The 20,042-nt window shown below is 64.0% G+C and carries 18 protein-coding genes; 9 read left to right on the forward strand and 9 right to left on the reverse strand.

The genetic code is table 11. The annotated features are described in order from the left end of the window. Positions 1–115: 115 nt before the first annotated feature. The 5 genes from hpaH to LB536_RS23835 form a co-directional block, all read right to left on the reverse strand. On the reverse strand, positions 116–922 hold the full coding sequence (gene hpaH, locus LB536_RS23815; RefSeq protein ID WP_224596895.1) for a 2-oxo-hept-4-ene-1,7-dioate hydratase: 807 nt from the start codon (positions 920–922) through the stop codon (positions 116–118). After that, a complete protein-coding gene (locus tag LB536_RS23820) occupies positions 919–1,788 on the reverse strand; it encodes a fumarylacetoacetate hydrolase family protein (RefSeq protein WP_224596899.1) in 870 nt (289 codons plus the stop codon). Before LB536_RS23820 ends, hpaH begins: the two co-directional genes overlap by 4 nt. Before the next feature lie 244 nt (positions 1,789–2,032). Further along, positions 2,033–3,013, reverse strand: a complete 981-nt coding sequence (hpaD, locus tag LB536_RS23825) for a 3,4-dihydroxyphenylacetate 2,3-dioxygenase (protein WP_140813389.1) — start codon at positions 3,011–3,013, stop codon at positions 2,033–2,035. Between the two features lie 14 nt (positions 3,014–3,027). Then, on the reverse strand, positions 3,028–4,545 hold the full coding sequence (gene hpaE, locus LB536_RS23830) for a 5-carboxymethyl-2-hydroxymuconate semialdehyde dehydrogenase (protein ID WP_224596903.1): 1,518 nt from the start codon (positions 4,543–4,545) through the stop codon (positions 3,028–3,030). Between the two features lie 12 nt (positions 4,546–4,557). Then, a complete protein-coding gene (locus LB536_RS23835) occupies positions 4,558–4,944 on the reverse strand; it encodes a 5-carboxymethyl-2-hydroxymuconate Delta-isomerase (protein WP_224596932.1) in 387 nt (128 codons plus the stop codon). A gap of 214 nt (positions 4,945–5,158) precedes the next feature. Between LB536_RS23835 and hpaR the strand changes: the two genes are divergently transcribed. Beyond that, on the forward strand, positions 5,159–5,554 hold the full coding sequence (gene hpaR, locus LB536_RS23840) for a homoprotocatechuate degradation operon regulator HpaR (RefSeq protein WP_224596905.1): 396 nt from the start codon (positions 5,159–5,161) through the stop codon (positions 5,552–5,554). Between the two features lie 31 nt (positions 5,555–5,585). Here the strand turns inward: hpaR and LB536_RS23845 are convergent, their stop codons facing one another. Both LB536_RS23845 and LB536_RS23850 read right to left on the reverse strand, forming a co-directional pair. Beyond that, on the reverse strand, positions 5,586–6,095 hold the full coding sequence (locus LB536_RS23845; protein WP_140765563.1) for a flavin reductase: 510 nt from the start codon (positions 6,093–6,095) through the stop codon (positions 5,586–5,588). A gap of 5 nt (positions 6,096–6,100) precedes the next feature. Beyond that, positions 6,101–7,645 (reverse strand): 4-hydroxyphenylacetate 3-hydroxylase N-terminal domain-containing protein, encoded by a 1,545-nt coding sequence (locus tag LB536_RS23850; RefSeq protein ID WP_224596907.1) that lies wholly within the window; start codon positions 7,643–7,645, stop codon positions 6,101–6,103. A gap of 94 nt (positions 7,646–7,739) precedes the next feature. On the opposite strand from LB536_RS23850, the gene LB536_RS23855 reads away from it, so the two are divergent. Beyond that, a complete protein-coding gene (locus tag LB536_RS23855; RefSeq protein WP_224596911.1) occupies positions 7,740–8,609 on the forward strand; it encodes a helix-turn-helix domain-containing protein in 870 nt (289 codons plus the stop codon). A 36-nt stretch (positions 8,610–8,645) separates the two neighbouring features. On the opposite strand, the gene LB536_RS23860 is transcribed toward LB536_RS23855, so the two are convergent. Further along, positions 8,646–10,049 (reverse strand): RtcB family protein, encoded by a 1,404-nt coding sequence (locus tag LB536_RS23860; protein WP_224596913.1) that lies wholly within the window; start codon positions 10,047–10,049, stop codon positions 8,646–8,648. Between the two features lie 1,098 nt (positions 10,050–11,147). Then, positions 11,148–12,707 (reverse strand): vWA domain-containing protein, encoded by a 1,560-nt coding sequence (locus LB536_RS23865; protein ID WP_224596915.1) that lies wholly within the window; start codon positions 12,705–12,707, stop codon positions 11,148–11,150. Between the two features lie 207 nt (positions 12,708–12,914). Here LB536_RS23865 and rtcR point away from each other — a divergent pair, with 207 nt between their 5' ends. The 7 genes from rtcR to LB536_RS23900 form a co-directional block, all read left to right on the forward strand. Continuing rightward, entirely contained in the window at positions 12,915–14,510 is a 1,596-nt protein-coding gene (gene rtcR, locus LB536_RS23870; RefSeq protein ID WP_224596916.1) for an RNA repair transcriptional activator RtcR, read from the forward strand. Positions 14,511–14,676: 166 nt separating this feature from the next. Then, complete coding sequence (locus LB536_RS23875; protein ID WP_224596919.1) at positions 14,677–15,159, forward strand: hypothetical protein; 483 nt, start codon at positions 14,677–14,679, stop codon at positions 15,157–15,159. A gap of 306 nt (positions 15,160–15,465) precedes the next feature. After that, positions 15,466–16,674, forward strand: coding sequence for an ABC transporter substrate-binding protein (locus LB536_RS23880; RefSeq protein ID WP_140765551.1), 1,209 nt, complete (start codon positions 15,466–15,468; stop codon positions 16,672–16,674). Then, a complete protein-coding gene (locus LB536_RS23885; protein ID WP_224596921.1) occupies positions 16,671–17,465 on the forward strand; it encodes an ABC transporter ATP-binding protein in 795 nt (264 codons plus the stop codon). The genes LB536_RS23880 and LB536_RS23885 overlap by 4 nt, the downstream gene beginning before the upstream one ends. Then, a complete protein-coding gene (locus tag LB536_RS23890; protein ID WP_224596923.1) occupies positions 17,458–18,168 on the forward strand; it encodes an ABC transporter ATP-binding protein in 711 nt (236 codons plus the stop codon). Before LB536_RS23885 ends, LB536_RS23890 begins: the two co-directional genes overlap by 8 nt. 7 nt (positions 18,169–18,175) lie before the next feature. Then, on the forward strand, positions 18,176–19,063 hold the full coding sequence (locus LB536_RS23895) for a branched-chain amino acid ABC transporter permease (RefSeq protein ID WP_224596925.1): 888 nt from the start codon (positions 18,176–18,178) through the stop codon (positions 19,061–19,063). A 22-nt stretch (positions 19,064–19,085) separates the two neighbouring features. Next, positions 19,086–20,042: branched-chain amino acid ABC transporter permease (locus tag LB536_RS23900; RefSeq protein WP_224596933.1), on the forward strand; the 957-nt coding region annotated here is incomplete at its 3' end.

Below are 20,042 nucleotides of genomic sequence, written 5' to 3' on the forward strand. Positions count from 1 at the left end.
TCCAGGAAAAGCGTGAAGCGGTTTTCCGTCCGGAATTGCGTTGGAGTGAGAACCGCAATTCCAGGAAAAGTGTGAAGCGGTTTTCCGTCCGGAATTGCGTTGGAGCAAAGAACCGTCAGCCCCTGGCGAAGTGGATGCTGACGGTTCCCGAACCGCCGAAATCGGCGGCGATCGTGTCGCCGGGCCGCGCCTCGACGGGCCGCACGAAGGACCCCGACAACACCACCTCGCCAGCCGCGATCGACATGCCGTAGCGGGCGAGCCGGTCGGCCAGCCAGGCGATGCCCATCGCCGGATGGTTGAGCACGCCGGCGCCAAGCCCGGTCTCCTCGACCTCGGCATTGCGCGAGACGATGGCGCCGATCCAGCGCATGTCGGCTTCATCGGGCCGTTGCGGCCGGCCGCCGATGACGATGCCGGCATTGGCGGCATTGTCTGAAATCGTATCGAAGAAGGTGCGCGCCTTCTTGGTCTCCGCATTGACCCGCTCGATGCGCGTGTCGAGGATTTCAAGCGCCGGCGTGATGTAGTCGGTGGCGTTGAGCACGTCGAAGATGGTCACGCCGGGGCCCTTCAGCGGCGCCTTCATGACGAAGGCGATCTCGGCCTCGACGCGCGGCTGGATGAAACGGCCGGCGGGAATGGTCGCGCCGTCATTGAAGAACATGTCGTCGAAGAGCACGCCCGAATCCGGTGTGTCGATGGCCAGTGCATATTGCATCGCCTTGGACGTCAGGCCGATCTTCCAGCCTCTCGGCTTCAGCCCGGCATCGATCTTGCGCGTCACCAGCGCGGCCTGCACGCGATAGGCATCCTCCATCGTCGCCTCGGGAAAATCGAGGCTGAGCAGCCGGATCTGGCGGCGTGAGCGCTCGGCCTCGAACAGCCGGTCGGCCGCGTCTTCCACTTGGCTCGGGGTCATGCTTCCGCCTCGTCGACGACGCCGTTTCTGAGCACGCCGATGCCGTCGGCCTCCACCTCGATCACATCGCCCGGCTTCAGCCAGACCGGCGGCTCGAAGCGGGCGCCGGCGCCGGTCGGGGTTCCCGTGACGATGATATCGCCGGGCACCAGCGTGGTGAAGGTCGAGATGTAGTTGATGATCTTGCGGAAGGAAAAGATCATCCGGCTGGTGCGGTCCTGCTGGCGCACTTCGCCGTTGACGCGCGTGGTGAGCGCGATGTCGGCGATCTGCGCCTCGTCCGTGAACGGCACCAGCCACGGGCCGATCGAACCGGTGCGGTCGAAGTTCTTGCCTTGCGTGACGTTGAATTTTGCATGCCGCACCCAGTCGCGGATGGTGCCTTCGTTACACAGCGACAATGCCGCGATATGGCCGAGCGCGTCTGCCTCGGCGATGCGCCGGCCGGGTTTGCCGATGACGATGACGATCTCGCCCTCATAATCCAGCTGTGGCGACTCCGGCGGCCGTACCAGCGGCGCGCCATGGCCGACGAAGGAGCGGGGGAACCGAATGAACAGCGAGGGGTTCGAAGGGGCTGCCTGGCCGTCCTTGTACTCCTCATTACGGTCGGGGAAATTGACGCCGACGCAGATGATCTTTTCCGGCGAGGGGATGGAGATGTCGTAAGTGATAGCGTCGAGCGGAAAATCGGCGGCGAGGGTGTCTGCCTCTTCAGCCAGCCGCCGCAAGGCGCCGGCCTCGATCACTTCGCGCAATGTCGGCCACTGGCCGTGGCGGGCGGAGAGGTCGACGACGCCTTTCTCGGTGATTGCGCCGTAGCGTGTCTTGCCGTCGATGGTGAAGGTGGCGAGCCGGGCATTCATGCTGCCACCCCGCCATCTGTGTTGTTCGATGCTGGCCAGGCCGGAGTTCTACGGCGCCCCCCTCTGTCCTGCCGGACATCTCCCCCTCTTGGGGGGAGATTGGCTGGCTCCGGCGTTAGCGCTTTCCTTGCGGCGTCGACGATTGGAGAAAGCGGAAATGAAGTCCGATCTCCCCCCTTGAGGGGGAGATGTCCGGCAGGACAGAGGGGGGCGACACAGAACGCTGACATAAAATCAAAATCCCTTACGGCGCGATGATCGGCGACGCCGCCAAGCCCGGCTGCCGCACCTCTGCACCCGCGAAAACGCTGCCCTCCTCGAACCAGCTTTTCGGCGCCGGCGCGCCCCACAGCGTCTGGCGCTGCGGGTCCTTCAGATCCCATTTGATCGGCTCGAGGTCGGGATCGACCGTCTGGTAGTCCGAGCAATAGATCTCGATGCGGTGGTTGTCGGGATCGCGCACATAAAGGAAGAACGCGTTGGAAATGCCGTGCCGGCCGGGGCCGCGCTCGATGTTCGGCAGATACCCGGTCGTCGCCATCAGGTCGAGCAGGTCGATGATGTTGAGCGGCGTCGGCACCCAGAAGGCGACATGGTGCAGGCGCGGGCCGACGCCATTGGTGAAGGCGATGTCATGGACGCCGCCCTTGCGGTGCGTCCAGGCCGCCCACAGCTTCCCGCTGCTGGCGTCCTCGGTGTATTCGGTGACGCGAAAACCGAGCTCGTTGTAGAAGCCGACGGACTCGTCGACATCAGGCGAGAAGCAGTTGAAATGGTCGATGCGCAGCGGCTTGACGCCCTTGTAGAGCGCGTATTTCTGGTGGATCGGCGGCAGGCGCTCCATCGTCGCGTAGAATTCGAGCGGAATGCCGTGCGGGTCACGCGTGCGGAAGGTGCGCGACTGGTAGGGACGCTCGACCCATTCGACCGGCAGGCCCTTGCCCCTGAAGAAATGCTCGGCCTTGTCGAGGTCTTCTTCGGAATACACCTTGAAACCGAGATCGCGTGCTTCCGCCGTTGTCGCCGTCTTCAGCACGATGCAGTGGTGACCACGCTCCTCCATGGCCCTGAGGTAGATGGCGCCTGCTACCTCGTCGGTGACCTGCAGGCCGAGCGTATCGACATAGAAAGCTCGGGATTTGGCGAGATCGGTGACGGCCAGTTCGACATGGCTCAGCCGCACGATGTTGAAGGCGGGATAGAGGTTGGGCTTGGGCAAGGGCATCTGGTTTCCTCCGGTCAGCCGCCGAGTTTCTGGATCGCGTGCGCTGACGTGGCGAAGGCGATGTTCTTGGTCTCCATGTAGAAATCGAAGGAATGGTCGCCGCCGTCGCGGCCGATGCCGGAATTCTTGACGCCGCCGAACGGCGTCGGCAGATGGCGTACATTCTCCGAATTGACCCAGATCATGCCGGCGTCCAGCGCTTCGGTGAAGCGGAAGGCGCGGGTGACGTCCGATGTCCAGAGATAGCCGGTCAGGCCATATTGCGTGTCGTTGGCCAGCGCCAGCGCCTCCGCCTCGTCCTTGAAAGCGATGGCGGTCAGCACCGGTCCGAAGATTTCTTCCTGGGCGATGCGCATCCTGTTGGTGGCGCCGGTGAACAGTGTCGGGCTGACATAGCAGCCGCCGCCGGGGCCGGCGAACTTGCCGCCGCCGGCGGCGACCACGGCACCTTCCGATTTGCCGATCTCGATATAAGACAGCACCTTTTCCTCGTGCACCGGATGGATCAGCGGCCCGACCACGGTTTTCGGATCGAGCGGATGGCCTATCCTGATGCGCTTTGCCTTCTCCGCCACCAGATCGGTGAACCGGTCATAGACCGGGGCTTCCACCAGCAGCCGCGACGATGAGGTGCAGCGCTCGCCGTTGAGCGAATAGATCATGAACACCGCCGCATCCGCCGCGCGTTCGAGATCGGCGTCGGCGAAGACGATCACCGGGTTTTTGCCGCCGAGCTCGAAATGCACGCGCTTCAGCGTATCGGCGCCTTGGCGCATGATCATCGAGCCGGTGCGGCTTTCGCCGACGAAGCCGATCGCCTTGATATCGGGGTGCTCGGTCAGCGCCTTGCCGGCATGTTCGCCAAGCCCGTTGACCAGATTCCATACACCCTTCGGCAGGCCGGCCCCCTCGGCGATCTCGACCAGCAGCCGCGCGCTGAGCGGCGAGAACTCAGCCGGCTTATGAACGACGGTGCAGCCGGCGGCCAGCGCCGGCGCGATCTTCCAGGTCGACAGCATGAACGGCGTGTTCCACGGCGTGATGATGCCGACCGGCCCGATCGGCACCCGCGTCGTCATGTTGACCTGGCCCGGGGTTCGCAGCGTCTCGCCGTCGCGCGCTTGCGGCGCGCGGTCGGCAAAGAAGCGGAAGTTTTCGGCGCCCCGCAACGCGGCCTTGGCCATGAACTTCAGCGCCTGGCCGGTGTCCATGCACTCGACGAAGGCGATCTCCTCGGCGCGCGCCTCGATCGCATCGGCGATTCTGTGCAACAGCTTCTTGCGCGCCTCGCCCGGCAAGGCGGCCCAGGCCGGGAAAGTCCCCTTCGCCGCTTTGGCCGCACGGTCGATGTCGGCGGCGCCGCCGCGCGCGACCTTGGCCAGTGGCTGCAGATCGACCGGCGACAGCGTCTCGAAGGTCGAGCCGTCGGCGGCCGGCACCGCCTCGCCGCCGATCTGGTTCAGCACGCCGTCGGTCTTGAAGCGGGCGAGGTAGGCGTGCGCCTTTTTCAGATTGCCTTCGAGATCGGACATGTCGGTCTTCCGTCACTTGTCGCGCAGCCGCGGGTGGATTGCATTCTTCTTCCAGCTCAGCACGGGGTCGATTTCCCTGATCTCCAGCGACAAGGCGAAATGCGGAGTCTCGAACAAGCTGCCGAGATACTGATCAATCGCCGCGAACACGGCCTCGCCGGTCCGTTTATTGTCCTGCGCGCTACGGCCGGTCCCGATGCGAAACGACATATCGAGAAAGGCGTTTTCCGGCAGGCGATCGGCAATGGCGTAGGCGTCAGCGCGAAAGGCCCGCACCCGCACGGCGCCGGTCTCGAACAGACCGGTGTCGAGCACCGTGCGCAACACCAGCGCGCACAATTCATCCATATCGACCTTGGCATCGAGATTGGCCGAATACTCGATGGAGAAGTGCGGCACCGCGTTTCGTTCCCTGGTTTGTCGCATTGCTGTAGTTAACGCGTTAATTACATGACGTACCCCCAAAGTCAAGTCTTGCATCGGGCTGGAGGCGACGATACGGGATGGAAAGGTCGGGTTTCGACGTTGGTCCATGTGGGCCGAAATCCGCTGACCACCGCATTATTGGGGGCGCTGCTTCTTGCTGCCGGAAAACACTCGTCGCTCCTTGCCGATGGCATTGCTTCACGCCCGCGAAGCGGTGATGGCGCGGTTTCGCCCGATGCTTGCCGCGCATGACGTGACCGAGCAGCAATGGCGCGTGCTGCGCGTGCTGAGCGAGGCCGGGCCGGTCGAGGCGACCGAGCTTGCCGACCGCGCCTCCGTGCTGCCGCCCAGCCTGACCCGCATCATCAAGGCGCTCGAAGGGCGGAAATTCATCACCCGCAACAAGGCGGAAGGCGACGGCCGCCGCGTCGTGCTGACCATCGCGCCGGCGGGCTCCGCCTTGATCGATGCACTCTCGCCCGAGAGGCGTGTCATCTATGACGACATCGAGCAGCGGTTCGGCCACGAGCGGCTCGAGCAGCTGCTCGATCTCCTGGAGAGCCTGATCGACGGCGAGAGTTGACCGCTCCGCGGCCAGGGCCGTTCGCTCCTGCTCACCCCCCGAAACTCCCCAATCGCGTCGGCTGTGTGTAGTTGCGGTCGACATAGAGCAGCGCCGAGCCGCCGCTGCCGTGCCTGACGTCGATGACGCGGCCGACCATGACATTGTGCGTGCCGACGAGGTGCACGGTCTCGATCTCGCAATCGAAGTTGACGATGGCGTCCGACAATGCCGGCGTGCCCGAGGCCAGTGTCTGCCAGCGCGCGGCTTCGTAACGGGCCGCCATGTCCCTGGTCGCGCCGGCAAACTTTCCGGCCAGGTGCATATGGTCATGCGTCAGCACGTTGACGCAGAAGCGCCGGTTGGCCAGGAACATCGCCGCCTGTGTCGAACGTCCGTTCATGCACACAAGCAGCGTCGGCGGCTCGTCGGAGACGCTGCACATGGCGGTGGCGGTGAAGCCGCCGCGTCCCGCCGGCCCATCGGTGGTGATGATGTTGACCGGCGCGCAGACCCTCGCCATGGCGTCGCGGAAATCGGCCTTCGAAATCTGCGCGGCCATCGGCTTCACCCGGCCGTCGAGCCAAGCGGCGGCAGCCAGGTGTCGCCTGTCCAGCCGTTCTCGTCATAGTCGGCCATGCAGGTATCGACGAGTTCCTCCATCGCCTTCAGCTGCCCGCCGCGCTCGGCGCCCTTCAGCACCTGCAGCCGCACCTCTTCCGGCGCGCCGGCATAGTTGAGTTCATAGAGCGCGTGGCGGCCGCCGAACTCGGTGCCGGTCGCGTCCCACAGCAACTTCATGATCTTGATGCGCTCGACATGGCCCATATCGTTGGAGCCGCGCACATATTGCGTCAGATATTTGTCGATCTCGGGATTGTTGAAGTCGCGCACCGAGGACGGCAGGTAGATCAGCCCCGACGCGATCACCCGGCGCACCGTGTCGATGACGCGCGGATAGGCCTCCGACATGAAGGTGCGATAGGCGAGCGCGGCGTCGAGATTGGGCAGCACCGCACCGTTCGCCCACGGAATCGGGTTGTGGGCCATGGCGTTGGAAAAACTCCAGAACATGTGCCTGAGCGCGATCACCTCGCCAAGTGCTGCCTGGTTGCCGCGAAAGGCGTCGCCACCGGTGGCGCGCAGCGCCTTGGCCAGCAGGCCGGCGAGGAAATCGAGCTTGACGGCGAAGCGCGTGCAGCCCTGGAAACAATAGCCATGCATGAACCCCGATGCCGGATGGAAGGACAGGATCTTCTGCGCGTCGCGCAGCACCAGCACGTCCTCCCAGGGGATGAAGACGTTGTCGAGCACCAGGATGGCGTCGTTCTCGTCGAAGCGCGACGACAAGGGATAGTCGAACGGAGCCGCCACGGTATTGGCGGTCTGCTCATAGGAAACGCGGCAGAACATCTTAATCCCCGGCGCGTTCATCGGTACGATGAACATCACCGACAGCGACGGATCCTCGGTGACCGTCGCGGAGCCCTGCGCCAGGAAATTGTAGTGCGTCAGCGCCGAGGACGTCGCCACCACCTTGGCGCCGGAAACGAAGATGCCGGCATCCGTCTCCCTGGTGATATGGACGAACACGTCCTTCACCTGCTCGGCCGGCTTGTGGCGGTCGATCGGCGGGTTGACGATGGCGTGGTTCATGAACAGCACGGCTTCCTGAGCACGTTTGTGCCAGGACCGCGCATTCTCCTTGAACGGTCCGTACCAGTCGGCATTGGCGCCGAGCGTGTTCATCAGCGCCGCCTTGTAGTCGGGCGTGCGCCCCATCCAGCCATAGGACATGCGCGACCACTCGGCGATCGCCGTCTGCTGGGCCGCGAGTTCGCCGGAGGATTTGGCGACGCGGAAGTATTTGTGGGTGTAGCCGCCCGAACCGGTGTCGGTCGGCGAGGTCAGCGCCTCACGACGCTTGCCGTCATGCAGCGCATCATAAAGCCGCGCCAGCGACCGCGCCGAGTTGCGCATGGCGGGGTGCGCGGTGACGTCGGCGATGCGTTCGCCGTTGATATGGACCTCGCGCCCATCGCGCAGGCTCTCCAGATACTCGGCCCCGGTGAACGGGCGCGCCTTGTCCGCGCGAAAATCTTCTGATCGCATCGATGCTCCTCCACTTGGTATCGCAACCCTAGCGCCTCCGCGGTGGATCGGGTATGGACGGAACGGCAAAACCGATTGGACTTTTTCCGGCACCATGAGTCAGAATTCGATTCCCGATTTCTTCGTCTACGGCGAACCGGTGCGGCCGCTCGATGTCGGCTTCCTCCATGTCGAGACAGTGCTTGCACGCAGTAACATTCACCTCGGTCAGGTTGCCGCGCACAAGCACCCGCAAATGGGCCAGATTACCTACTGGACCAGCGGCTCCGGCACCTATCGCATCGAGGACCACTCCTGGAACTTTTCGGCGCCGGCCGTCAGCTTCGTGCCGAGCAATGTCGTGCATGGTTTTTCGATCGGACCCGGCGCCGACGCCATCGTCGTATCCGTCGCCGACGATGCGTTGGCCACGCTCGCCGGCCACAGCCTGCTGCCGCTGGACCGGCCGGTCTTCGCCGACGCCTTCCCGCAGCACGCCGCATGGCAAAGACTGGCGACGGTGCTGGACATGATCGCCGCCGAGTACGCCGAGGCGGAGGCGGGCAACGACAAGGTGCTGCCGGCGCTGATCGCCGTCGCGCTCTCCCATATTGCGAGGCTCGCTCCTGAGGCGACAGATGCCCCGGGCTCTTCAGACACGTCACTGGCGCGGGGGCTACGGAGACTCGTCGATGCGCATTTCCGCGAGAACTGGCCGGTCGACCGCTACGTCGAGGCCCTCGCCACCACGCCGCATTTGCTCGACAAGGCCGCGCACGCGGTGTTGGGCAGTGGCGTCAAGCGGGTGGTCGGCGATCGCCGACTGCTGGAAGCCAAGCGTCTGCTGCTGTTCACCGTGCGCACGGTCGAGGACATCGCCTACGAGATCGGCTTCGATGACCCGGCCTATTTTTCACGCTTCTTCCGCGAGCGGATCGGCGAGGCCCCAGCCGCCTGGCGGCGGAGGCAGTTGCGGGACCGGTGATCACCGGATGCGGTTGCAGCCCGCATCCGGTCGGGGTTAGCGCCCCTGCTGCTGGCGCGCTTCCCGCTTCTTGCGCCATGGCGCGTTCGCCTCCCAGTCGCCGGCCATGATGCAGCCATAAGGCAGCACTTCGTCAACGATCTCCGCCAGACCGAAATGCTCGATCTGGCGGCGCATCGAGGCCGCGTTCTTGTAGGCGCTCGGCAACTCCGAAATATCCGTCACGCCGGAGAAGAAGCGGGCATCGATGCCCTTGGTCTCCTGCGCGAAGATATCGGCGTCGCTGCGACCCGCCTGCATGCGCCGGTGCTGGGTGCGCGAGAAATTGCGCCCGGCGCCGTGAGGCGAGAAGCCAAGCCCGTGCACCGCGTTCTTGCCACGTACAATCAGCACCGGTTCCGCCATGTTGAGCGGGATCAGCGTCAGATCGGTGGCGTCGTCGGCCCAGTTGTCGAAGGCCGGTGTGGCGCCCTTGCCGTGGTAGAATAGCCCATCCGAGCGGCGGAAGGCGAAGTTGTGCTCGTTCCAGAACCGGTCCGACACCTTCGCCGACAGCTTTTCGGCCGCTAGGTCGTGGATGAGCATATGGTTGCCCTTGGTCCATTCGCGGATCGTTTGCAGGGCCTCCCAATACTCATCGCCTTCCCGCGTGTCGGCCGGGATCCAGGCGTTCTGCGGCAAGGTTTCCGGCGACAGCGTCTTGCGGACGCCCTCGGCGATCCTCATCCCCTTGCTGTAGAGCCGCGCGCCAGGCGAGCGCGAGCCGTGATGGGTGACCAGCGCCGTCTCGCCACTCGACTTCAACGTGCCGACATAAGCGAAATGGTTGCCGTCGCCCTGCGTGCCGAAATGCTCGATCGCGGCACTGGTCAGGTCGCGCAGCAAGGGGTTGGCCTCGAAACGCTCGAAGATCTCCTTGGCCGGCCGGATCTGCTGGCCCCGCGGACGCCCGCCCGGTCCGAAATGGGTGACCCCATGAACGGCATCGAGCAGCGCGGCGGGCGCCACGCCGGGAAATACCGAGATCGCCATCGAGCAGCAGATGTCGGCAGAATGCATGCCGGGGTGGATGCCTTCGGACACAGCGACGCCGCCGACCGGAATCGTGCCCGCCGGACCAGCCGGGCAGGCGTCCGGCATGATGGCGCCGGCGCGGATCACCGGCGTGCGCATCAGCTCGTTCATCGAGCGCATCACCGCTTCGACATTGGCGGCTTCGTCAGGCGTTTCGGCCTCGATGTTGAGGTGCAGCGGCATGGAGGAAGCCGCATGCAGCGGAATGGCGGGCGGCGGCGCGAAAGCGCGCGCGGCCTCCAGCGCATCGCCCTGCGATCCACCCTTCTCCAGCACCGCATTGGCGGCGGCCAGCGCCTTGCCGAACCATTTGCCCTGCGGCATGCCGGCGTCGATCAAATCCTGTCCACTCAAAATCTCGGTCATGTCCTTCACTTTCGATACATCAAGCACTGCGCATTGCGGACGGACGACAAGGGAGTGCGAGACATTTTTCCGCCACTTCGCGAAGATGCGAAGGAGGGACACGAACCCTCACGCCTTTCGGCACCCGCTTGCTTGTTTGCTTTGGAGCGGGCCGCGTCTACCTGTAGTCTCGCAGGCATTCGTCCTTATTCGGTCTGGCGACAAGTGTCGGCAAGACAAACTGAGCTACTTTCCGTCCCAGTGGGATGGAAGGGATGGCTTGAACATCCGACCTTCCGCCGCTTTCGCCGCGGATGCTCTATCCTGTAATCCTGCCTGCATTCGCCATTCATTCTCTTCTCTGCGGCGGGCGACAAATCGAAGCGAGAAACCGATCGATCAACCGATCGACGGGCGGATTCGAACCGCCAGATACCAATGTATTCCCGTAGGCATTCGCCCGTTCAATCGGCTGGCGACAAGGATCGGCAAGACGGTGACTGCGCCACCCCGCTCCAGAGAGCGGGAGAGTGATTTGAACACCCGACCTCCCGTCCTTCGACGGGCGCGCTACCTGTAGTCCTGCCTGCATTCGCCATTTGTTCGGTCGCCGCGGCGACAAGGGATGATGAAACACCGGGAGTCCCGCTCGTGCCAGAGAGCGCCTGCAAGGTGAGGAGTCGAACCTCACGGAGCATCCCGTTCATGTTGCTGTAGTTCCATCCGGCATTCGCCGCGGCTTTGTTCGGGTGTGACGACAAGATTTCTGCGAAAACTGCCTTTCTGCTCTGCCGACTGAGCTACGGAGCCGATTGGCAGCTCCGGCGGGACTCGAACCCGCGACCCGAAAGTTAGGATGTAGTTCCACAGGCATTCGTCACGCTGTTTGTTCAGTTCCTTTCCTATTCAGTTGCGGCCGAAACCGCGTAATGCCGTCGGGCATGACGACAAGGTTTGATGAAACGTCCCGCTCTATCCGCTGAGCTACGGGTCCATAGTGGCGGACCCGACGGGATTCGAACCCGCGACCTGGAGGTGAACAGCCTGTAGTTCCATCGGCATTCGTCATGCCCTGTTTTTGTTCCGGTAGTCCCGGCGGGCGCGCCGCCGGGACCGTTTTCAGAGTTCGATCGCCTCGATCGTGCGCACCCAATGGTCCGGGTCGCCGCTCGACGACAACATCGTCCCAACCACGTCGAAGACGCGGTCGGAGAAGCCACCGACATTCAGGATGTCGGCCTGCGACTTGGCCTGCGTCGTCGCATGGGACTGGATGTCGATGCAGACCAGCTTGGCTGCCGGGTTCAACCCCTTCAACTTCTGCCATTCCTGCATCGTCGCCGTCCCCTGATGCGCATGCGCCGAGGCATCCACCCAGGACTGGTTGTCCGACACGAACACCACCAGGTCGACATCGGCCTTCTCGCGCACCAGCCGCGCCAGCGGAGCCGAACAGTTGGTCCCGCCACCACCGACGGTGGCAAGCTTGGCGGCGTTGGTCATCACCGTATCGCGAGCGTTGAGGCTGACATCAACCACATCGTTCTCGAACGGCAACACCCTGGCCGTCGGGTTGCGTCGCAGCAGTGCGGCGGCCACCAGGGCGGCCACATCGATGCAACGCACGGCCGACGTCGCGCCCTGGCGGTAGCCGGTGACGGGCGAGCTCATTGAGCCCGAAACGTCTGGACACACCACCACGTTGCCCTTGATCCGGGGCACGTTGCCGAGCGCGATTTCCATCGCATCCTGCAGCGCGTCCCGAACCACGCCAGGCACTTTCGCATCGGCCACGGTGAACGCCACCATCAGCTGATACGGGAACACCCGGGCGCGCCGGACCTCCTGGGGATCGCGCAGACGCGCCGCCAGCTTCTCGCCGAACCCTTCCACTTCGAACACGCCATTGCGGGCAAAGGTGTTCAGGTTCTGCCGCAGCATCTGCCATCCGGCCGTTTGCGCGATCTGCACCCAATGTTCACGCGACAGCGGCATCGAGGTCAGCATCTGGAACGGCACCTCAGGCACAGGCAGCGATGGATCGCGCTTGAAGGCTTCGAATGCCTTCACCACGTCCGGCAGCACGGCCACGTCGTGCGGCTTGCCCAGGAGATAGCCATAAAGCGCCTCACGCGACGCCGATTTCGGCTTCGGGTGAACCATCTTCACGACATCGGCCAGCGACGGATCGTTGCCGACCGCGGCCCGCATGATCTCGAAGTCGGCCGCCTGCTCGAGCCAGGCCTGGACATGGCGCTTCGGCCGCGTGCCGAGCGACTTGCGGCCGGTGGCGCCCGAACGCATGACCTGCACGAAGTTGCGCAGCATCTTGCCGTTCCGGACGATGCGCCCGAAAGCACGGTCGAACTCGTCGCCCTGCATCGAGGAGAGAACGGCCAGCAGCAGCGCCGGCATGTCCTTCATGTAGCCCTGCTCGAAAGCGTGGACGGCGGTGCGTGCCAGGAACCCCGGCTCGACCTGCCAGGCAAGCTTCAGCACCTCGTCCAGCTGCTCACGCGGCTCGGCGTAGAAGGTGGCGTTGAACGTTCCCGTCGCCGCCAGCTGCGCCAGAGACTGCTCGGGCGATAGGCGGTAAGCCCGGGCACCCTCACGGTTTTTGGCGTCAGCCGGCGGGAGCAGCTTTCCTGCACTCGTCGCAAACACGGATTTGTTCGCCATTGTTCTGATCCTTCATTTCACACCAGCAGCATTACAAGCTGCGTGCCAGTTTGAAGAGCGGGGCTGCTTCAGGTCGCCTCATCGCGCATAATCGATTGATTTTATTGAGAAACAAAAATAACGGACTAAACCTTTTGCATCTGGCGCTTCGCGAGAAGAAGCCTGTACTATAATCCAATTGTATCGACTCTTATATCACGGGATAAAATGCGAAGACGGGTCGCTATAGGTATTCTCGGGACGACGCTCGATGCGGGTCGCACCGACGACCGCTGGAAGAAATGGCGGCCGACGGTTGCGCTGTGCCAGCAGCAGGGATTGTTCATTGACCGCCTGGAACTCATTCACGGGACACAGTCCCGGCAGCTCGCCACGCAGATCATCGCCGACATCGAACAGGTTTCGCCGGCGACAGAGGTCAGGCCGCATATCATCGGCATGAGAGACCCCTGGGATTTCAGCGAGGTCTACACCGGCCTGCGCGATTTTGCCCGGAGTTATGTGTTCGATCCCGAGAAGGAGGATTATCTCGTCAACATCACCACCGGCACGCATGTCGCGCAGATCTGCTGGTTCCTGCTCACCGAGGCCCACTTCATCCCTGCACGCCTGCTACAGCTCTCTCCCCGCAAGGATGGGCGCGACGACGTCTCCGGCAGCCACTCGATCATCGACCTCGACCTGTCGCGTTATGATGCGATCGCTACACGCTTTACCGCGGAGCGCGACGAGGCGACGTCGTTCCTGAAGTCTGGCATCGCCACCCGCAATCCGGCCTTCAACCAGATGATCGACCAGATCGAGAAGGTGACGATCCGCTCGCGCGCGCCCGTCCTGCTCACCGGCCCGACAGGCGCCGGCAAGTCGCAGCTCGCGCGCCGCATTTACGAACTCAAGGAAGCGCAGCGGCAGGTTTCCGGCGCCTTCATCGAGGTCAATTGCGCGACCTTGCGCGGCGACCAGGCGATGTCGACGCTGTTCGGCCACGTCAAGGGCGCTTTCACCGGCGCGCAGAACGAACGCGCCGGGCTGATGAAGTCGGCCAACAAGGGCGTGCTGTTTCTCGACGAGATCGGTGAACTCGGCATCGACGAACAGGCCATGTGCCTGCGCGCCATCGAGGAGAAGCGTTTCCTGCCGGTTGGCGCCGACCAGGACGTAATCTCGGATTTCCAGCTTCTGGCCGGCACCAATCGCGACCTGTCGATCGGCGTGAAGGAGGGCAGGTTCCGCGAGGATTTGTTCGCACGTCTGAATCTCTGGACCTTCCAGCTTCCGGCGCTACGCGACCGCAAGGAAGACATCGAGCCCAACCTCGACTTCGAGCTGCGCCGCTTCGGCGAACGCGAGGGCCAGAACGTGACCTTCAACAGGGAGGCGCGGGATCTCTACCTGAAATTCGCCATCGCGCCGCAGGCGATGTGGCGTGCCAATTTCCGCGATCTGTCGGCATCCATTACCCGCATGGCGACACTGGCGCCGCTCGGCCGCATCAACGAGGAGACCGTGCGCGACGAGATCGAACGACTGACGATGCTGTGGCGTGCCGGGGATGCCGGCGGCCGCGAGGCCATCCTGGTGGAGGCTTTGGGTGTCGAGCGGCAAAGCCGGATCGACCTATTCGATCGGCCGCAACTTGCCACCGTGCTCGAGGTCTGCCGCGACAGCAACTCGATCAGCGCCGCCGGCCGAAAACTGTTCGCCGTTTCGCGGCTGCAAAAGACCAGCGGCAACGATGCCGACCGGCTACGCAAATATCTCATGCGGTTCGACTTAAGCTTCGAGGACATCGCCCGGAAATGATGGACGTCCTTCGTCGGTTGCCGGCGGGTTCATCCGCTGCGAGCGGAAGTCAAAAAGCTCTGCGGCTTGCTCGGCCACCTTTTCGTGAAGGCGTGCGGGTTGATCCGGCGGCCTGCTTGCCTAGGTAGAGAGGGCGGTCGGGCGCCACGCGATCTCAATAATCGGTATGACATTTTCCTGCATTCGAAAGCTTGCCCTCTCTGGTCTCATCGTCGTCGTCCAGTCTTCCTGCGTCGTTCCCGACGACACGTCGCGCATCGCCAAGATCGATCCCACGGCGGCGGCGGCTCGCAAGGAAATGGTCGGCCTCAGTGAAGCCGACGTTCGAATGTGCGCGGGGTTTCCGACCGCCACCGCGGATGTCGGTCGGTCCGGGCAGATCTGGACCTACAAGCGCGTCGTCCAGCGCGGCAATCTCAGCGTCGTCGTTCCTGCCTTGGCCGTCGGGGCGATTCCGACGGTCGGCGGTTCCGTCAATGTCGCTCCCGGCGGTTACTGCGACACGCAGGTTCGCATGGTCGGCGGCCACGTCGCCGAGGTTGCCTATGCCGGCGACAACAATCTGCCGAACAGGCGCGACGCGCTTTGTGTCTCAACCGTGGATGCTTGCGTAACCTATGCCCGCCAACACAGGCCGGCGGCCAAATAGCGGCGGCGGATTTAGGAAATCCCCAGCGCCAGCCGCCGGATCGGCGAGGCCCCGCTGAAACTGGCGCTGAGTGATGTCGGCAACGGCCATCTGGTCGCGGCCGGGGGTTGAAGCCGTCCAGGCTCAAACAAGCTCGGTGTGTCGCCGGCCGAGCTTCACATATTCGTGTCACACGCCATGGGGTCGGCCTTGCCGCCATGAAATCCGCGGCCGCCCCTTGCCCTTCCGCCTCATTTTCCTAATGTGCTTGCGGATGACGATCGTTGAGGGCGGCCGGATTCATCCACACTGGGAGGAAATAAACTCATGAAGCTATGCTATGTCGTTTCCGCCGCGCTGCTCGCGGCCACCGCGATTCCCGCCTCGGCCGCCGAGATTTCCGATGGCAAGGTCAAGATCGGCATCCTCAACGACCAATCCGGCGTCTATGCGGATTTCGGCGGCAAATGGTCGGTCGAGGCGGCCAAGATGGCGGTCGAGGATTTCGGCGGCAAGGTGCAGGGAGCACCGGTCGAGATCATCAGCGCCGACCATCAGAACAAGCCCGATATCGCCTCCAACATCGCACGCCAGTGGTACGACACCGAACAGGTCGATGCCATCATGGAGCTGACGACCTCTTCGGTCGCGCTCGCCGTGCAAGGGATCTCCAAGGAAAAGAAGAAGATCGACATCGTCACCGGTGCGGCGACCACGGAACTCACCGGCAAGCAGTGCTCGCCCTACGGCTTCCACTGGGCCTATGACACCCATTCGCAGGCTGTGGGCACCGGCGGCTCGCTGGTGCAGCAGGGCGGCGACAGCTGGTTCTTCGTCACCGTCGACTATGCGTTCGGCTATTCGCTGAAGGAGCAGACCGCCAAGTTCGTCGAGAGCCATGGCGGCAAGGTGCTGGGCGAGGTGCGTTATCCCCTCGGCGCGACCGATTTTTCGTCCTTCCTGCTGCAGGCGCAATCGTCGGGCGCCAAGGTCATCGGGCTGGCCAATGCCGGCCTCGACACCTCCAATTCCATCAAGCAGGCGGCCGAGTTCGGCATCGTGCAGGGCGGCCAGCGCCTGGCCGCCCTCCTGTTCACGCTGGCCGAGGTGCATGGGCTCGGCCTGCAGGCGGCGCAAGGCGTCGTGCTGACCGAGGGCTATTACTGGGACCGCGACGACAAGAGCCGCGAATTCGGGCAGCGCTTCTTCAAGCGCACCAACCGCATGCCGAACATGATCCAGGCCGCGACCTATTCGGCGGTGACGCAGTACCTGAAGGCGATCGACAAGGCCGGCACCGACGAGACCGAAGCGGTCGCCAAGCAATTGCATTCGCTGCCGGTGAACGACGTCTTTACCGCCAATGGCAAGGTCCAGGCCGACGGCAACATGGTCCACGACATGTATCTCTACCAGGTCAAGGCGCCCAGCGAGAGCACCAAGGATTGGGACTATTACAAATACCTGGCCACCATTCCCGGCAAGGAGGCCTTCCTGAGCGAGAAGGAAAGCGGCTGCCCGACGGCCGCCCAGTGACCGGCGCGGCCACGGTGCCGCCTGATCCGAGCGCGGAAGAGCCGCGGGTGGTGCTTTCCGCCCGCGGCCTGCGGCGTGACTTCGCCGGCTTCGTCGCCGTTAGAAATGTCGACCTGGATGTCCGCCATGGCAATATCCACGCCCTGATCGGACCCAACGGCGCCGGCAAGACCACCGTCTTCAACCTGCTGACAAAATTCCTGGCGCCGACCAGCGGCAGGATCGAGCTGCTCGGCAACGACATCACCCGCACGCCGCCGGCCAGGGTGGCGCGGATGGGGCTGGTGCGCTCGTTCCAGATCTCGGCGATCTTTCCGCATCTCAGCGTGCTCGACAATGTGCGCGTCGCGCTGCAACGGCCGGCCGGGCTCGGCATCCAGTTCTGGCGCTCGCTGGCGGCGCTCGACCGGTTGACGCCGCGCGCCATGGAGCTGCTGCGTTCCGTCGGCCTCGACGACGCGACGAACAGGCTGGCCGGCGATCTTTCCTATGGCAGGAAACGCGTGCTCGAGATCGCCACGACGTTGGCGCTCGATCCCAAAGTGCTGCTGCTGGACGAGCCGATGGCCGGCATGGGCCATGAGGACGTGGCCACGGTTTCCGCCCTCATCCGCTCGGTGGCGAGCGACCGCGCCATACTGATGGTCGAGCACAATCTGACCGTGGTGGCCGATCTCTGCGACTGGATAACGGTGATGCAGCGCGGCGAGGTGCTGGCGGCCGGCGACTACGCCACCGTCAGCCGCGACGAGCGCGTCAAGGTCGCCTATATGGGCACCGCCGATGACTAGTGCTTCGCCCCTGCTCGCGGTCAGCGGTCTCAACGCCTGGTATGGCGAGGGCCATGCGCTGCACGGCGTCGACCTCGAAGTGTTTGCCGGCGAAACGGTCACCTTGCTCGGCCGCAACGGCGTCGGCAAGACGACGACATTGCGTGCCATCATGGGCCTGATCCGCCGGAGAACCGGCAAGGTCGTCTTCGACGGCGCCGACCTGATGCGGCTGCCGCTGCACCGCACCGCGCACCAGGGCATCGGCTTCGTGCCGGAAGAGCGCGGCATCTTCTCGACATTGACCGTCGACGAGAACCTGGTGCTGCCGCCCGTCGTCGCCCCGGGCGGCATGAGCGTCGAGGAAATCTTCGATCTCTTCCCCAATCTGAAGGAGCGGCGCAACAGTCCGGGCACCAGGCTGTCGGGCGGCGAACAGCAGATGCTGGCGATCGCGCGCATGCTGCGGACCGGCGTCAAGATGCTGCTCCTGGACGAACCGACCGAGGGCCTCGCCCCTGTCATCGTCCAGCGCATCGGCGAGCTGCTGGCGACGTTGAAAAAGCGCGGCATGACCATCCTGCTGGTCGAACAGAATTTTCGCTTCGCCAGCCGTGTCGCCGACCGTTTCTACCTGATGGAACACGGCAAGGTCGTGGCCGGATTTCCGACCGGCGAACTGGCGGACCGCATGACGCTGCTCCACGAAATTCTGGGTGTATGATGACGCCATGACGATGATCTTCGGCATCCCCATCCAGGCATTGCTCGGCCAGTTGCTGGTCGGCCTGATCAACGGCTCCTTCTACGCCATGCTGAGCCTGGGCCTGGCGGTGATCTTCGGCCTGCTGCGCGTCATCAATTTCGCCCATGGCGCCCAATATATGCTCGGCGCCTTCGTCGGCTATCTCCTGCTCACCCATCTCGGCATCGGCTATTGGCCGGCGCTGGTCCTGGCGCCGCTGATCGTCGGCCTGTTCGGCGTCGTCGTCGAACGCCTGGCGCTGTCCAGGCTCTACGACACCGATCCGCTCTACGGCCTGCTCTTCACTTTCGGCCTCGCGCTCGTGCTCGAAGGCATCTTCCGCTACTATTACGGCGTGTCGGGAAACCCCTACGCCGTGCCGCCGCTGCTGGCCGGCGGCACCAATCTCGGCTTCATGTTCCTGCCCAACTATCGCGGCTGGGTGGTGGTCGCCTCGCTGATCGTCTGCTTCGGCACCTGGGCGCTGATCGAGAAGACCAGGCTCGGTTCCTATCTGCGCGCCGCAACCGAGAATCCCCGTCTCGTCCAGGCCTTTGGCGTCAACGTGCCGCTGCTTTTGACCCTCACCTACGGCCTCGGCTCGGCCCTTGCCGGGCTCGCCGGCATCCTGGCGGCACCCGTCTATCAGGTCAGCCCCCTGATGGGGTCGGATCTCATCATCGTCGTCTTCGCCGTCGTCGTGATCGGCGGCATGGGATCGATCCTCGGCGCCATCGTCACCGGCTACATGCTCGGGCTGGCCGAAGGCCTGACCAAGGTTTTCTATCCCGAGGCCTCCAACCTGGTGGTCTTCGTCATCATGGCGATCGTGCTTTTGGTCCGGCCGGCCGGCCTGTTCGGAAGGGACGCCTGACATGGCGGAAGAAACATCCGACATGGCCGAGCTGACACTTCGTGAGACATCGGCCAAACCCTCGGCAAGGCTCGAATGGGTGCTGGTCGGGCTCGGCATAGCGGCGCTGCTGGCAGCACCTTTCTTCGTCTACCCGATCTTCCTGATGAAGATGCTGTGCTTCGCGCTGTTTGCCTGCGCCTTCAACCTCCTGCTTGGCTATACCGGCCTCTTGTCCTTCGGCCACGCCACCTTCTTCGGCGGCGCCGCCTACTTCACCGCGCATGCCGTCAAGGTCTGGGGCTGGCCGCCGGAAGCCGGCATCCTGCTCGGCATGGCGGGCGCCGCGCTGCTCGGCCTCGTCATGGGCTTCTTCGCCATTCGTCGGCAAGGCATCTATTTCGCCATGATCACCCTGGCGCTGTCGCAGATGTTCTTCTTCTTCTGCGTGCAGGCGCCGTTCACGCAAGGCGAGGACGGCATCCAGGGCGTGCCACGCGGCATGCTGTTCGGCATCCTCGACCTCAACGTCCCGCTAAACATCTACTACTTCGTGCTTGTCGTGGTCCTGATCGGCGTCTTCGCCATCTGGCGCATCGTCAATTCGCCCTTCGGCATGATCCTGCGCTCGATCCGCGAAAACGAGAACCGCGCCATTTCGCTTGGCTATTCCGTAGCCAGCTACAAACTCGGCGCCTTCGTCATGTCGGCGGCGCTGGCCGGGCTCGCGGGCTCGCTGAAGGCGATCGTCTTCCAGTTCGCCACGCTCACCGACGTCACCTGGCAGATGTCGGGCGAGGTGATCCTGATGACGCTTCTGGGCGGCATCGGCACCATGGTCGGCCCGATCATCGGCGCCAGCCTCGTCGTCGGCCTGGAAAACACGCTGGCCACATCAGGTTTCCCGGTGACCATCGCCACCGGGCTGATCTTCATGGTCTGCGTGCTGGTGTTTCGGCGGGGGATTGTCGGGGAGGTTTATGCGCGGGTGATGGGGCGG

The organism is Mesorhizobium sp. ES1-3 (genome assembly GCF_020164795.1).
Taxonomy (GTDB): Bacteria; Pseudomonadota; Alphaproteobacteria; order Rhizobiales; family Rhizobiaceae; genus Mesorhizobium.